Raw genomic sequence first — 14,011 nt, 5'->3', positions numbered from 1 at the left:
CTTAAAGCGTATTGGCAAAACTGCACAGTTCGTTAAAAACAGGCTCAGGTATTGTGTTCGTATTTAACGACCGCCAATTGCCACCTTCTTTAACTAACGAATATTCAACGCCTGTGTGCTGGTTCTTAAAACGATAAACCAATCTTCCGTTTTGGTTATTGATCTTTTCTTTAAGTACGCAGGTTTGCATTTCTCCGTTATCTGCTTTAATAGTGGTGCTTATTTCTGTTGCCATGGCATCTGCTGGTATTAATTATTTGAGCTTATTAATAAGCAACAACATTGAGCAAGATTGTTTTACCAAAGATTTTTTTTAACATATACTGGCTCAGAGTTTGCTTTTAGATTAAGTATGACCATACAATTTGAAGCGACAACGCAGCAGGTAAAGCAATTACTTAACGCCATTAACGGCGTTGACGGTTTGGATGATGTCCGCACCGCTATTGCTAACAATCTGGCAGACGACGACAGTCAAAAAGGCGAACTACCGGCAGAAGGTGATAACGCCGTGATCAAAAGAAGTGAATAGAATAACAAGATTCCTATTTCAGTGAGTTAACCAGCCTACTTATCTCACGAGAAGTAATCACAAAACTGTGGTAACTTTTCATCAATTACCATCCCAATCCGGGGAATTATTCTGCATGGAAAACTTGTGTTGATGGCTTATTATCCTTGCTTATCAACTTTCATTGCTTCTGCAAGTAAAAAAACATTGGTTTTTCTTCTGTGAACCATCGATTTACAACTTTTAGGACTTGCTTTCTCAATGCGATTTGTTCTTGGGCATTTGTTTTGTTTTTAGGTTTTAACCCTTTAATTGCAGATACAATGCTTAAGCTAATCAAGCCGATATTGTTATCATTTATTGGAATTAGTTTTTGTATTTCTGCATTAGGCGGAACTGGTTGTTTGTTATTTGGTAACACAGTTTATCCGAATATAAATAATCCCTCAGTTAATCCCTCAACATCAAATGCCTGGTACAAAAATACAGGTGCATTTGCTCGGAGAACTTACACTGGCGACCCTCAATGTGGAGTATTATATTCTCAATTAAATTTTGTGAGTCCTTATAAAGCTTGTGACGTAGTAGGAGTCGGAAATTATGGCGGTGTTGTAACTTGGTTAGATAGTAATAATACTTGTAACGTCCCATTAGATAACCACATTACGCTTTTATTTATCTTTTGTGGATTTCTAAGTTACCGAGTTTTTAAAAATCGCTTCGATCTGGCTTTATAATTCATCTGATTTAACAATATGTTATTGTTACACCATTATCAATCGAGGTACAAAGGTGGTTATATTTCAATCGTATTTTTATTTTCAATAAAAATCATATAGTACACAATTTAGAAGCTCAATAACATTAGATTGATCTTAATTCTGCTTTTGAAAACCTTGATAAAACTACAAAAGCCAAAACGAGAAAAATGCAATTGACATAGTCATCCAATGGGCAAAAGGCTGTGACGTAATTTCGATACTTGCCGTTCCCCAAAACAGTCCCACCCGCAGAAGCAACAACTAAGCAATCTGTATTACTATTTCCGGAGATAATATAAACGGGAGTTGTTGCCGTTGAACCAACCGGACAATTGGTAGCGCCGGCGCCAGAAAGTAAAAATACATTAGTTAAGGGTATATTGTTGATATATATAGTACTAAGACTTGCTATATAACACCCCTGCCCTGATTGAGCCTTAGATTTGAATGGTTGTAAAACCAAAGCAAATAACAGGATAATGGTTATTTTGATAACCCGTAGGCGTGTCATCTTCTCTAAATTAACTATCTAACAATGCATTTGAGGATATTAACCCTCAGTTACAAAGGATGGCCAAAATCTCTTGACATGAAAGCGGAACAACAGTTAGAGAATACAGTTAACAGTTGCACATCAAGTAGCTAATTAAGAAATATAATAAGAGAAAACGGGAAAGGCTGCCTGTAAAGGGATAACAGGAAAGAAGAACAAAATAAAGTGTGTTAGGAAGGTGAGTTATCACCTACAGCAAAGCAAACCGTTTCAATTGCTTTTGCTATCTCTAAAAAGTTCCAGTTTTGTATATGTTCTGAGGAATTGGAACCGTAGGTTTTAAGGAGATGTTTGGAAGACGTGAGATTTTTTAGCTTTTCAGACAGATCGTTGATATCCCCGCTTTTGAAAAGTAAACCATTGTAACCGGGTTCTACCAAATCTACAGCACACCCCACTTTGTCAGACACAAGTATTGCTTTGCTACATGCCATCGCTTCGTTTACAGCCAGTCCCCAGGTTTCACCCGGCCCCTGGGATGGCAGACAAAACAGGTCACAGCTTTGATAAATAATTGGCATATCGGCCTGGTTAGTAAACCCTATGAAATGAACATTTTTCATGGAAGATGAGTCTTTAACAATGGTTTCCTTTAGCTCTCCGTCACCAACAAAAAGCAAATGCACTTTTGGATTATTGAGAGTTGAAAAAGCCTTTAGGAGCAACGTCGGGCTCTTTTTGGGCTCAAGTTTACCGGCAAATAATAGAAGTATGTCAGACTCTTGGATATTTAGACCAGATCGTAAGGCTTCAACTTCTGCAGATCTTTGTTCAGCAAACCTTTCGTTGTCTATCGCGTGAGGAGCAAAAATCAATTGCTTATCTTTCATACCGTACTTTTTAAAATAAGCTTTATTGTTAGTGCCATTGTATAAGGCATAATCAACATGACCATACACCCATTTTAGGAAGACATGACGCAAAATTGATTTTATAAGGCCTTGTTTATCAAGTAGCGTAGAATCCCCGCGAAATATAACGGACACTTTTCCTTTGAAATACCTGAGACTTTTAAGATGACTGTAGTAAGACCAACCATAAATGAGCAAGGCGCTCGGGTTGAAGTTTTCGAGGCTGGTCAGCAAGTCGGGATTTATTATTCCGTTAAAATGATCAGAACCAGGTTTCTTAGAGGTATTTGTTACAAATTCGTAACTATATCCTTCCAGTATGGGAATGTCCCAATTAACTTTTTGGCCAAAGCCTGGGTCAATTTCGTTGGCTATTTTCCCGAGTGTATAAAACACCTTGATCTCTACTTGCTGCCTCTGATTTAAGAGCTTGAAAACCGGCGCATAATACTGTATGGGGTGTGTAGTAATTACAGCTAATCTTATCAACTTGTTGCGTTAGCTTTGTGGTTAATCACTTGATCAAACAGTATAGTTTGTTTTTTTGTGAGAGCCTTTGCGCTGTAGGCTTCAGTGACATCTTCCGGATAATCGGGAACCGTATTTGCATTTTCGATCATGCTAACTAAGAAATTCTTGACGTTCTCTTCAATGTTTTTATCCTTATCAAACATGTAAGTGTCCTTTATTCGAAATTTAGTAAGTAATTCGATCGCCGGGCTATTAGAATTAAAAATTGCTAATAAAGGCTTCTTGGCGAATAAAAAAGGTAAGAGTTTGGACGCTACATAAGCTGGATCATCCGAGCCGGGTACAAAAAGCGCATCAGCATTATCTAAAGCCGCTAAAGCCTCGTAATAACCTACACGATCAGTAATCTCCACTACCGTTTCACTCAAACCATATTGTTCAGCTAATGGTGTAATGGTGAGAGTACCGGCACCTTTCGGTGCATAACTTGTTCCTATGAAATGCAACTTAAGTATCTTAGTATAATGAGGATAAGTTACAAAAAGTTGTTTTACAGCTTCAAAAACTAAATTAATTGCTTTGTGCATATCATGTCCTCCGCGGCCTACGTAAACTAAATTTCTGAAACGTTTATCAAAAAGTTGGGGAAAACGATGCTGATTCTCAAAAGCTATTTGCCTGTCGATTTCACTTGCCCCAAAGATCACTGTAGCAGTGGGGATATTTATTACCTCCGGGTATCGTGCTTTTAAATCTGCAATATACTTTGCAGATACGCTTATCAATCCGTCCGCATTTTTTACAGATATGGGTTCAAGATATTTGTTAAGCCTATAAGAAAACCAGTGCTTGCGTGGTAGTTCACTTTTAGGTTTGTCATCATAATAAGTGGAAAACCACGGATCTTGAAAGTCAATAACGTATGGTATTCCAAGCTTCTTTTTCCATAAAGCGCCCAACACACACACCGGAAATTGAGTGGTAGAAAAATAGATCAAATCAAAATTTTCTCTGCTTAACAGCTCATTAACCTTTTTATAATAATAATAAAGCGAGCGAAGCGCGATGCTACCTAACCCAAGCTTGGACGTTATTTTTTTGTCAAAAGCCCTAACATAGTGCACTGGGAAATCATTTGGAAGAGATTTTTCTAAAAGATCATCTTTAGATTGTTCTGAATATTTTGGCGCTACTGTAACCACTGTAGGCAACCAATCAAATTCCTTAAAATAAGGCAGGCTCATTCTCACCCTATGTATATCAGCAGCGTTACTAGGTGGAAAGTAAGGTGATATAATTAGCAGACGCCTCAAGCACTAAGATTTTTTTGTATAACATTAATAAATTTTTGGCTCTCGATTTCCCAGTTCAGTTCATCAATACTAAACGCCAGGGAGCGCTTCTTGGCATTTGCTAATTTCTCCCGGTTATTATGGTATTTTGATATAAATTCTGCCAGCTGGTGTTCATCAGAATACAGCTCTCCTATACCACTGTGTGCTTCAAAGAATTTTTTTTGGGCCGAAGTATTACTGGCAAAAACAGCCAAACCGCTTTGTAGGTAAGTGAAAAGCTTATTAGTAAGGCAGATATCCCTGTTTGCAGGTACTTTAGGTTCTGCTGCAAATCCAACATCAAATTTACTGGCAAGCCTAAACACATCATCGGAAGAAACGGTTTTATGAAATTCAATATTACAATATTCCAAGTCGGCATTACTAATTAGAATTTCGGCGTAGCTGTGCGAAATTTGTCCAAGCAAATGCAGATTAACCGCTGTTTTACTAATATTAATGGCTTCAATTATTGTTTCAAGCCCGCGCCCCGGGCCAATGGTTTGTGAAAACCAAAATAATTGCAGAACATCGCCAGCCCTCTCGTTTTTGCTTGCGTATCGTATTTTAGGAAACACATTTAATACCGTGGTGACTTCCGCACTATATAAAGAAGTGTATCGTTCTGAAATCAATGGACTTGAAGCGGTGAGATAGGCCACCTTTGGTATAAACATATTTTCAATTGCTATGGTCAACTTCCTCTTTTCATTATTTAGCTCATCGGTAGTTTCGTTACGATGAAAATCTTCGGCATCAAAACCGCATTTCGCTCTATTTTTTTTTGCTGCATAGGCAGCAACAGGTAAGGCCCCAAGGTTATGGGCTATGTAGAGATCTGCTTTTGAAGTTACAGCCTTTTTAACTTGCCAAAATAAATTGCGGTTAACTTTCAGTGCCAGGCTTAGTGACAGCAAGGACAATAGCGTACCCAGTAGCCTGTTTATTCTTGATGAAATAGTGATTCCCGTCCAGTCAAGTTTATCGTAAGTCCAGTTGGGGTGGCTGTTTAGGATATTTTCATCAAACGGAATTTGTGAAGCAACATATTGAGTAAAAATTATATGAACTTGCATCCCAAGACTTGATAAAGCAATGGCTTCTTTTACTAATCGGGGATTAGTAGATATATGGCCCGGCGTAATCAGACAAATTTTTTTCGGCGATGAATCAAACACATCCATTACCAATATCAGCGGACAGTTGATTTATAAAGGAACACAACTTATCTCCATAGGCATCCCAGGTAAACTTTTTAGCCTTCAGAACCGCCTTTGCCGACATATCTTTAAGCACCTCAGGATTCTTATACAGAAAAGAGATCTTTTCAGCCAGCAAAATGTGATCGCGTATAGGCACTACAAATCCATCACTCCCTTCCTGTACTATAGAATCGCCGCCAGAATTTGTTGTGCAAATAAGAGGTAACCCGCAAGCCATCGCCTCTAATTGCACAAGTGCCATACCTTCGTCAAGGCTGGGGAAAACAAAAGCAGAAGCACTGTTATAATATTTAGATAGTTCTTTTTGCTCAACCCGACCGACGTAAGTGAAAAGGTGCTTGTAGATGTCAAAAATAGGCCTAAAGCTTTCTTCAACTGTCCCTATAAGCAAACATTTCAGAGGTTGGGTTTTGTGTATAAGCTCTAATGCTTTAAATAAATAGATAAGTCCTTTTCTGACCCCTATAGTACCCACAAATAGAATTGAAAACTCCGGTTTCTCCTCTTGGTAATGGTTAAACAAAGTTAAATTAACACCATACGGTATAATCACACATTTTTCCCTTGGTAGATTATTTTTAATGAATGTTTCGGCAACATAGTTAGATGGGCAAAGTATGTAATCTGCCAGTTTCACTTCTTGCAGTTCTCTATTGATAATAAAACTCGGAGTGGGATCAGGGAATTCTAACCCAAGCATACTGTACTCTTCTTGCAGAAGCTTGTTTTGTTCGAGATTACAAGAGCCGGATTCTTCAACTATCGCTATACCTTGAGCCTTTTGAATAGCCCTAATTGTGTGCAAGCCAGACCACGACCAAGTTATTGAAATGTTAGCTTTCCTTAAATTTTTTGATGCGTAGTAGTCAAACAAAGCTGGTAATCTGTACTCGATGCTTCGGGCCAGCCACCTGCCTACGGTACCTGCCTTCTTTAAAAAATAAGGCAATACAAATATCGGAGTAAGAAACTTTAATTTCTCTGCCGGGATGTTAGTCCGATTAACATACCTCGACCTTGGGTGAGAGGTTATAGCTTTTTCTAATAAACCGTATTTGTAAAGCTGTTCGGCAACATAATCTGAATGGAATTTTGTGCCACAGGTTATTACAACACGCGCTTTACTACTCATAGGTTATTATTAACTATCCATTGACTGATAGCTCTATCACTATAATTGAGGGATTGATGCATCAATTAATTGCTCGTAAAGATCAAGATAATTTGATGCAATAATTTCTGAAGAAAATCTATTTTCCACTGTTGCTCTTACAGCTTTTCTGTCTATTGAATTTAAAAGCGATATTTTTTTAATGAGTTCATTCATTGTATCTCCGATAAAACCGGTTAACCCGGAAATTACCACTTCAGGCACAGCTCCTCTGTTCAATGCTACAACAGGTGTACCGCATGCCATTGCCTCAATCATAACGATACCGAAAGGTTCATTCCAAAGTATGGGCATTAACAACGCCATAGCTTTCCCTAAAAGTTCATTTTTTTGCAGGTCATTTACTGCGCCAACGTATTGAATTTGATCACCCAAAAAGGGTTTTATCATGGTCTCAAAATAGGTACGATGCTCAGTGGGTACATTTCCGGCAAGTATAAGTTTTTTGCCTGTTGCCTGTGCTATTTCAACAGCAATGTGCGGGCCCTTAATAGGTTCTATACGGCCTAAGAAAACAAAAGGGGCATCTGCATTAGTATCATATTTCGGCACGTATTTTTCAACATCTACACAATTGTATATGGTATATGCCGGCGCTAAGGGCGCTATTTTATCTGCGATGTAGTTGCTGCATCCTGTAAAGCTCAAGCTCCCTGATCTCGATAATGTTGAAACTTTTTTTATTTGGCTTAAAGTAGGTTCGCGCTGGTAGCTCATTAATTTGGGGATGCGCAGTGGTAGTAAAGGCAGTAAATACGCCAACCTGCCGAAACTGTGTACTATATCAACCTTATTTGTTAATAGGTATTTATTGATGGTACAGGCGTTTGATAGATGGTTTTTTAAACCGCTCTTATCTGTCTTATACGGAATCAGTTTACAATTAATATTAGAATTTTCATGAGCGAATAAGGTAACTTCGTGACCGCGATTTACCAGTTCGGCGATCAGGATATCTATTATTCGTTCAATACCACCGTAAAGTTCAGGTGGTACTGGTATGAATGGATCGGCAGTTATGGCGATTTTCACGTTAAAAGTGTAGATCTTATCCGTTGTAGCGTTTTAACTATTTTCCATCCTAAGAATGGTAATAGCAATTCAGACAAACCGCCTGTTGGGAATTTTACCGTTGGCGCTGGCAATGACGAAAGATGAACATTTGCTTGGGCAGCCAAATCTTGTTGATGTGGGTATATTTCATAGATGAAAAGCTTCCATAAGTTTGCACAAACTTGCTTCGCCTTCAGATCCGTTCTAGTTTTAAGGAATCTATCTATGCCCTTATTTAATGACTTGTAGGCTGATCGATAAGCCTGTTCTGATTTAGCGCTTGAAAGTGTATTACCATTGCCAGAGCGGTAATATAAAATAGAATCAGGGCAAAAAACAACGCTTTTAGCTTCGAGTATTGTTCTTGTAAAATATTCAAAATCATCAATCAATGATAAGCTTTCATCCCAAAGGCCCGCTTTTTCGACTAATTGCCGCGGGATAAGAAAAATACCTGGGTTAGTCATTGATTGTCCATTTTCCCATGATGTGCAAATCCACTTAGTCGGCTCAAGGGTTTGCCAACATTTTTCTATTGATAAATTAAATGTAGACAGATTGTTATCATAAAAACGACCCCATTTTCCGGATATAATGCTATCAGGATTTTTTAACCCCAATTTCAATTGCGCTGCAATTGCTTCATCGTTTAAAAGATCATCACCATCTAAAAATTTAATAAATTGGCCTTTGGCATTTTTGTATCCTACATTTCGTGAAGCAGCGGCACCTTCTTTTTTTTCATTTCTTATCAATCTCACCGGGCCGCCTTTTGCGATATCCTGAACTATTTTATCCGTATCATCTTTTGAATTGTCACTTATAACGATAACTTCTATTTGCTGATAGCTTTGTGACAATACCGAGCGGATGGTGTCTCCGATATATTTTTCCCCATTAAAAACCGGTATTATTATCGATACAAGTGGAGCGTTTAAGCTATCGATTTCCATGCAAGCTTGTAGTACCATTCTTTAGATTGGGCAACGTAATGGTGCAAAGCACTCGTTAGCTGCCTAACTTCCTGCTCGCAGGGCATAACCATATACACAGATGGGTCTGCAATAATTATATCCTCACCAGCCACAATCATAGCGCTTAACGCCTGCTCGAGCAGATAGGATGTTCCCTCTTTTTTTTCTAATTCTGCAATCCAATTTTCCAACGCATCCCAATTGATCTTCTTACTATTTAAGCCAATTACACCCACATTTAAGTTAGGGGTTATGCGCTTGCCTGTAAGTTCTTCCATCAAATTGAAGGAGTAATGATAGGACGTTATCGGGTCTTTCAGAAAAAAGGGCTTTGATGGATTATTGATCCAATCAAGCAGCTCTTTTGGATATTTAAAGAAGAGCATATCAGAATCAAGCACTAACTTCCAGTCGCCTGAGTGTATATGTACATCCGTTAATTTCTTCAAATGCGGATAGGTCTCTCTCTTGGCACGTATACGCGGGTAGCTCTGCCAAGGCAAACCGGCATCCAATAAAGCTTCTGTATCCGCGGCAGTAATAACAATTGATGACGGAAATTGCTTAATAATCTGTTTTTTTAACTTCTCATTTATCGAGCCATCATCAATAAACTTAGCGGTTATTCTAATTGTAGTGCAAACCTTTTGCAACGAATACAGGCAAAAAGCAGTTTGATACCAATACCTTTTACCTGTAAGGAAATAAACCTCATAAGTCGCTTTGTCCAAACCATTGACAATTTCGTTGATAGTTAAAGATCCGGCAATCATTTTACTTTGGCTACGGCGGATATCAACATAATTAAATATCCCTACTTCAAACAACTTCCGTAGAAAGCCTAACGGGCGATAATATAAATTATACAGCAGCGTTCCGGGTGACATTGGTGATTTTTTTACCAAAACTTATCGCTGGCAGCTCGATAAATTTAAACATGAGTTTAGCCAGGCAAACAATAACTGCGTACAGCGTTAAATCCCATACGATGTTTACCCAGACATTATTTTGTACGATGGATTGTTGTTTTACCACTCCAAGTATAAATATCCCTAAAGGAACATGGGTAAGGTAGATTGAATAAGAATAATCTCCTAAGGTACTTATCGGATTTGCTTTTAGGGGTTTGAAATTGTTGCTAACAATTAACACAGCTGTTATAATACATGTTATGGCTTCATAAGGTCGTATTTGAATGTAGAAAAGGCCCGACACGGAAATGGCTAATAAAAGTGCAGTTTGCCATAATTGTGTTTTTTCATTTAAAAGCCTGTAAGTCGCTACCCCCAAAGCAAAAGCAGGCCAATATTTAACAAAAAATAGTGGCCACATTTCATGTACGGGCAAAAAAAAGCCGGAAATAGATATAAATAAATAACTGTAAATGCGGTATTGATGTTTAGCAAACATTGAAATGAACACCAAGAAATAAAAGACAACTTCATACGTAAGTGTCCAATAAACCCAATTCATTATCGGGACATCAAACAATGGAGTAGTCGAAAGGGTAATTGTAGCTAAAATTCCAGAGATATTCTTTGGCAATACCGCCACAGAGTTTGCCTTATTGACTATTAAACTTACAATCACACTTAGCCCCACCAAAAGTATGCTGAACCAATATGGTGGAAATATTCGGCATATACGGCGTACCAGAAAATCGCGAGGCGTTTTTGACCTTAGTGCTGAAAGGTAAACGCAATAGCCACTTATTACAAAAAAGATGGCAACACCTACATAGCCTATTTTTAAAAAAGAGCGATACCAGTTGGCAATGTAAGGAATAGGTTCGTTGAAATGAAAAATAGCCACCCAGGTAGCGGCGACAAATCTCAAAAGATCTATTAAGTGATTTCGTTTATCCATCAGCTAAACTTTCAAAAGTGCCACAGGCTCCATGCCATTTAATAATATTAACCGGCGATTGCCAAACCTTGTATTTAAACCATGCTTTCACCTTCCTGAGTCTTACTGTCCATTGCGGTATCGTTTTAAAAGGGCATATTCCGTGATGTCGCAAAAGTGTAATCCATGATTTGTTACTTTCATAAGCCATCTGTTTGAGGTAAGCTGTTGAAATTCTATTTGTAGGTATCAAATGTTTAACTACCAGTTTTGGTATGTATGCAATTTCAAAATAGTTTTTAATTATCGTTAGCACGATGTCGTTATCTTCTCCTGAAGTAAGCGCCTTGCCTTTGCGCCCTAATGCTAATCTATCCGCGTTGTTTAACACCTCAAGATAGTAAGCTTTAAACGCTTTTTTGGTGATTACCATCCCCGTTCCAATCGGAGCTTTGTCTGGGTAATTTTGAAGCTTGTAATTATCTGAACGGTAATCTGAAATATAGATTTCATCACCATCATCTTTACAGCCCAAACTTATACCTGTTTTCCAAAACCAGGCTGGTGGTGTTGTTTCAAATACAGCGACGGATTTGCCGCCAAAACAACCTACTTGGGGGTTGCTTTGATAAAAATCCCAGCTGAGTTCAAGGTAGTTGTCAGCTAAAACATTATCGTCATCAACAAACACAATAAGCTCTGCTATGGAGTTTTTAAAACCTTTAAGGCGCGCGTGTGCTAAGCCCGCTTGTTCTTCTCGCATCACTTTTGCATTAGCATGCCAACTTAAATCCAATTCCTGTGTAAATTGGTTACTGCTTTTATTATCAATGATAAGTAACTCCCATTCGGTATTTACCAAAGTTTGATTTCTTAATGCCAGCAATACCTGTTCAAGATATTGTAACCGAGGATTGTAAGTACAAATGATAACTGATATTTTCAAGCTAATGATGGGCTTTGCTGAACTTGCAAATAAAATTGTTCCGTCATACTACCAATTACCTCAGCATTATAATTTGCAAGCACTTTTTTTCTTGCGGCTGTTCCTAATTTTAGCCTTAGCAAAGGGTTGCCAGCAAGAGCTAAGATTGCATTAGTAATAGCCGCCGGGGAATTAGGTTCAATCAGATATCCGTCCTTCAAATGATCTATCATCTCGGCCATACCGCCATTGTTTGTGCCTATAACTGCTCTACCTGCTGCCATTGCCTCAAGGCAAACATTAGGAAAGTTTTCCCAAAGGCTGGGAAATATGCAAAGATCAGATTCAGAAAATACGTTATGTAATTGTTGGTTTTCTATAAAGCCATCAAACTTAAGGTGCTTTTTATAACCATGGAGCCTTTTCTCCATTAACGATCTGACAGTTAAACTATCTTTGTAAGATGGTTGGTCGCTTCCAACAAAATGGAATATAATATTAGGGTTAACCTCAATAATCTGAGGAATAGCGGCAAGCAAGTAATAAATCCCTTTACGTTTCTCCAGCCGGCCCAAAAACAGCACTCTGCAAACATCTTTTTCTTGAGAAATATTCAAGCTATGTATTTCGGCCGGAGGTACATAGGGGTTTGGGATAATCGTAATTTCACGATGGCCCCATTTGTTGGCTACAATTTCGGCTAAGCTTTTAGATGGGCTGCTAACTTTATCGGCAAGAAGGTAAATCTCCTTTTCTATATCATGATTAAGTTGCTCTTTCCAATACAATTTTGGCATCCTACCCCGCACAATAGCACCTGTTATAAATCTTGCTTTTGTAGTGAAAGAAGGACTTGTAAAATTGAGTTGCTTTACAAGAAAACTGGGCGTATGAAGCTTAACCACAAGCGGTATTTTGAAGTGCTTTTTCTTAATCGATATGCCATCTGCACCATATTCAGCACTTTCTATTGCATCAAAGGGCTTTTCATCATTTGCTTGTTCAAAAAAAGGTATTACAGCTAATCTGAAAACGTCGATACTTTTTGCGGGCACCAAGTGCAAAACATAGTTCTTTAAGCTTTTAGTAGAGTAAGCTGTACCTGAGAATCCAGTAAAAACATGAATATCATGCCCTCTTTGAGCCATTATAGTTGCTACTTGATCCACATATGTGCCAATACCGCCTCCGCGTTGGCCTAAAGGATGTTCAAATGAAATGTATCCTAACCGCAATGTGAAATTGTATTGTTTAAAAAATATTGCGCAACAGCTTTGGGAGCCAAGTAGCGGTCATAAACGGCCTGATTATACTCTTTTATCTTTTCCCATTCATTGGGTGTTATTTCTTTTAAGATGCTTTCAATACTTTCCCACTCGGTATCATGGTTGTAATAAGCTTTAAACTCAGAAAGATCAAAATATGGCTCCAAAAGAGGCTTATCAATGAGTATCGGTATGCCTATCATTAAGCCAAATGTCATGATATTGCGCCAACCCCAATGGAATCCGGCTGCAAAAATCCCCAACCTGCTTTCGCTCAGCATTCTCTCGTAATCTTTTATCTCTCCACCCACTGTAAATGGAAAATCAGTTGCGTTTAATAATAGTGTACTGCTTCCATCCTCAATTACAGGCTCATGCCAATTAAGATGTGCGCTTATGCTATATTTTTCAGATAGATCGGCTAATTTTTTATGCAATTTTATACGGTGTAACGGCCAGCCCCACAGCGTATCTTTTAATACAACATCATATTTTAATGTACTTTCTCTTAAAGCCAACAGCTGACTGTAGCGGTTCTCAAACAGCTTGTAAGCAGGCAGCCAATAGTTAGTACCGGCATAAAATTTTTGAATGCGATATCTTAAATTGTTGATCTTAGTGGTTAAAGCCGGTATCGTTTCATTAGTGCTTAAGTTGGCAGCAATGGGTATAAAAGGTTTTATTTTGTGAAATTGATCTCCCAGATCATCAATTATTGTTTTGATCTTTTGCCGATACCACTTTAGATCGTTATCAGTTTGCCAGGAGTAAACTACCGGAAACTTTTTATGTACGTGTATTTCAGTATTGTAGCTCGCGGTGAAATAAATATCTGCTTCTCTTATCAAATAAGATAAATGAATAAAGGAATCTTCGCTATCAACCAGTATTTTTTTAAAGGTATTGCCATAACTAAGCGTTAGAAAAGAAATATGCCTGTGTGAGCCATTGGTTACAAACTCACTGTAACCGGCCACTAACGCCTGTTTAATATCCCTTTCTACATATCTTATTTTTTTTTTAATATGTAAATCCATTAAAGCATATCTCAGCAGATCGTTTCTGTTCTCATGA

15 protein-coding genes are annotated in these 14,011 nt (G+C 38.2%); 2 read left to right on the top strand and 13 right to left on the bottom strand.

The annotated features are described in order from the left end of the window. Position 1: 1 nt before the first annotated feature. A complete protein-coding gene (locus INP83_RS10695) occupies positions 2-235 on the bottom strand; it encodes a hypothetical protein (RefSeq protein ID WP_219127461.1) in 234 nt (77 codons plus the stop codon). A gap of 117 nt (positions 236-352) precedes the next feature. Here INP83_RS10695 and INP83_RS10690 point away from each other — a divergent pair, with 117 nt between their 5' ends. Next, complete coding sequence (locus INP83_RS10690; RefSeq protein WP_219127459.1) at positions 353-532, top strand: hypothetical protein; 180 nt, start codon at positions 353-355, stop codon at positions 530-532. 302 nt (positions 533-834) lie between these two features. Next, positions 835-1,248, top strand: coding sequence for a hypothetical protein (locus tag INP83_RS10685; RefSeq protein ID WP_219127457.1), 414 nt, complete (start codon positions 835-837; stop codon positions 1,246-1,248). Positions 1,249-1,375: 127 nt separating this feature from the next. On the opposite strand, the gene INP83_RS10680 is transcribed toward INP83_RS10685, so the two are convergent. From INP83_RS10680 to INP83_RS10625, 12 genes are all read right to left on the bottom strand, one after another. Continuing rightward, positions 1,376-1,783, bottom strand: coding sequence for a hypothetical protein (locus tag INP83_RS10680; RefSeq protein ID WP_219127455.1), 408 nt, complete (start codon positions 1,781-1,783; stop codon positions 1,376-1,378). Between the two features lie 212 nt (positions 1,784-1,995). Next, positions 1,996-3,165 (bottom strand): glycosyltransferase family 4 protein, encoded by a 1,170-nt coding sequence (locus tag INP83_RS10675; RefSeq protein WP_255563296.1) that lies wholly within the window; start codon positions 3,163-3,165, stop codon positions 1,996-1,998. Continuing rightward, a complete protein-coding gene (locus INP83_RS10670; RefSeq protein ID WP_219127453.1) occupies positions 3,162-4,391 on the bottom strand; it encodes a glycosyltransferase in 1,230 nt (409 codons plus the stop codon). The genes INP83_RS10675 and INP83_RS10670 overlap by 4 nt, the downstream gene beginning before the upstream one ends. A gap of 65 nt (positions 4,392-4,456) precedes the next feature. Continuing rightward, entirely contained in the window at positions 4,457-5,665 is a 1,209-nt protein-coding gene (locus INP83_RS10665; RefSeq protein WP_219127451.1) for a hypothetical protein, read from the bottom strand. Continuing rightward, the gene (locus tag INP83_RS10660) at positions 5,652-6,578 is read right to left on the bottom strand and encodes a glycosyltransferase family 4 protein (protein WP_219127449.1); all 927 of its coding nucleotides are present in this window, start codon (positions 6,576-6,578) and stop codon (positions 5,652-5,654) included. Before INP83_RS10660 ends, INP83_RS10665 begins: the two co-directional genes overlap by 14 nt. Before the next feature lie 297 nt (positions 6,579-6,875). Further along, positions 6,876-7,907 (bottom strand): glycosyltransferase family 4 protein, encoded by a 1,032-nt coding sequence (locus INP83_RS10655; RefSeq protein WP_146271818.1) that lies wholly within the window; start codon positions 7,905-7,907, stop codon positions 6,876-6,878. Then, a complete protein-coding gene (locus INP83_RS10650; RefSeq protein ID WP_186458756.1) occupies positions 7,904-8,881 on the bottom strand; it encodes a glycosyltransferase family A protein in 978 nt (325 codons plus the stop codon). The genes INP83_RS10655 and INP83_RS10650 overlap by 4 nt, the downstream gene beginning before the upstream one ends. Next, the gene (locus INP83_RS10645) at positions 8,863-9,789 is read right to left on the bottom strand and encodes a hypothetical protein (protein ID WP_219127447.1); all 927 of its coding nucleotides are present in this window, start codon (positions 9,787-9,789) and stop codon (positions 8,863-8,865) included. The genes INP83_RS10650 and INP83_RS10645 overlap by 19 nt, the downstream gene beginning before the upstream one ends. Next, the gene (locus tag INP83_RS10640) at positions 9,764-10,768 is read right to left on the bottom strand and encodes an acyltransferase (protein WP_219127445.1); all 1,005 of its coding nucleotides are present in this window, start codon (positions 10,766-10,768) and stop codon (positions 9,764-9,766) included. Before INP83_RS10640 ends, INP83_RS10645 begins: the two co-directional genes overlap by 26 nt. After that, complete coding sequence (locus tag INP83_RS10635; RefSeq protein ID WP_219127444.1) at positions 10,761-11,693, bottom strand: glycosyltransferase; 933 nt, start codon at positions 11,691-11,693, stop codon at positions 10,761-10,763. The genes INP83_RS10640 and INP83_RS10635 overlap by 8 nt, the downstream gene beginning before the upstream one ends. Further along, the gene (locus INP83_RS10630; RefSeq protein WP_219127442.1) at positions 11,690-12,907 is read right to left on the bottom strand and encodes a glycosyltransferase family 4 protein; all 1,218 of its coding nucleotides are present in this window, start codon (positions 12,905-12,907) and stop codon (positions 11,690-11,692) included. The genes INP83_RS10635 and INP83_RS10630 overlap by 4 nt, the downstream gene beginning before the upstream one ends. Next, positions 12,898-13,974 (bottom strand): hypothetical protein, encoded by a 1,077-nt coding sequence (locus INP83_RS10625; protein WP_146271806.1) that lies wholly within the window; start codon positions 13,972-13,974, stop codon positions 12,898-12,900. Before INP83_RS10625 ends, INP83_RS10630 begins: the two co-directional genes overlap by 10 nt. Positions 13,975-14,011: the final 37 nt, after the last annotated feature.

The sequence above is a fragment of the Mucilaginibacter sp. 21P genome (assembly GCF_019331605.1).
Lineage (GTDB): Bacteria > Bacteroidota > Bacteroidia > Sphingobacteriales > Sphingobacteriaceae > Mucilaginibacter > Mucilaginibacter achroorhodeus.
Note: the sequence above shows the minus strand (reverse complement) of the source record. Positions and strands in the feature narration are given on the sequence as shown.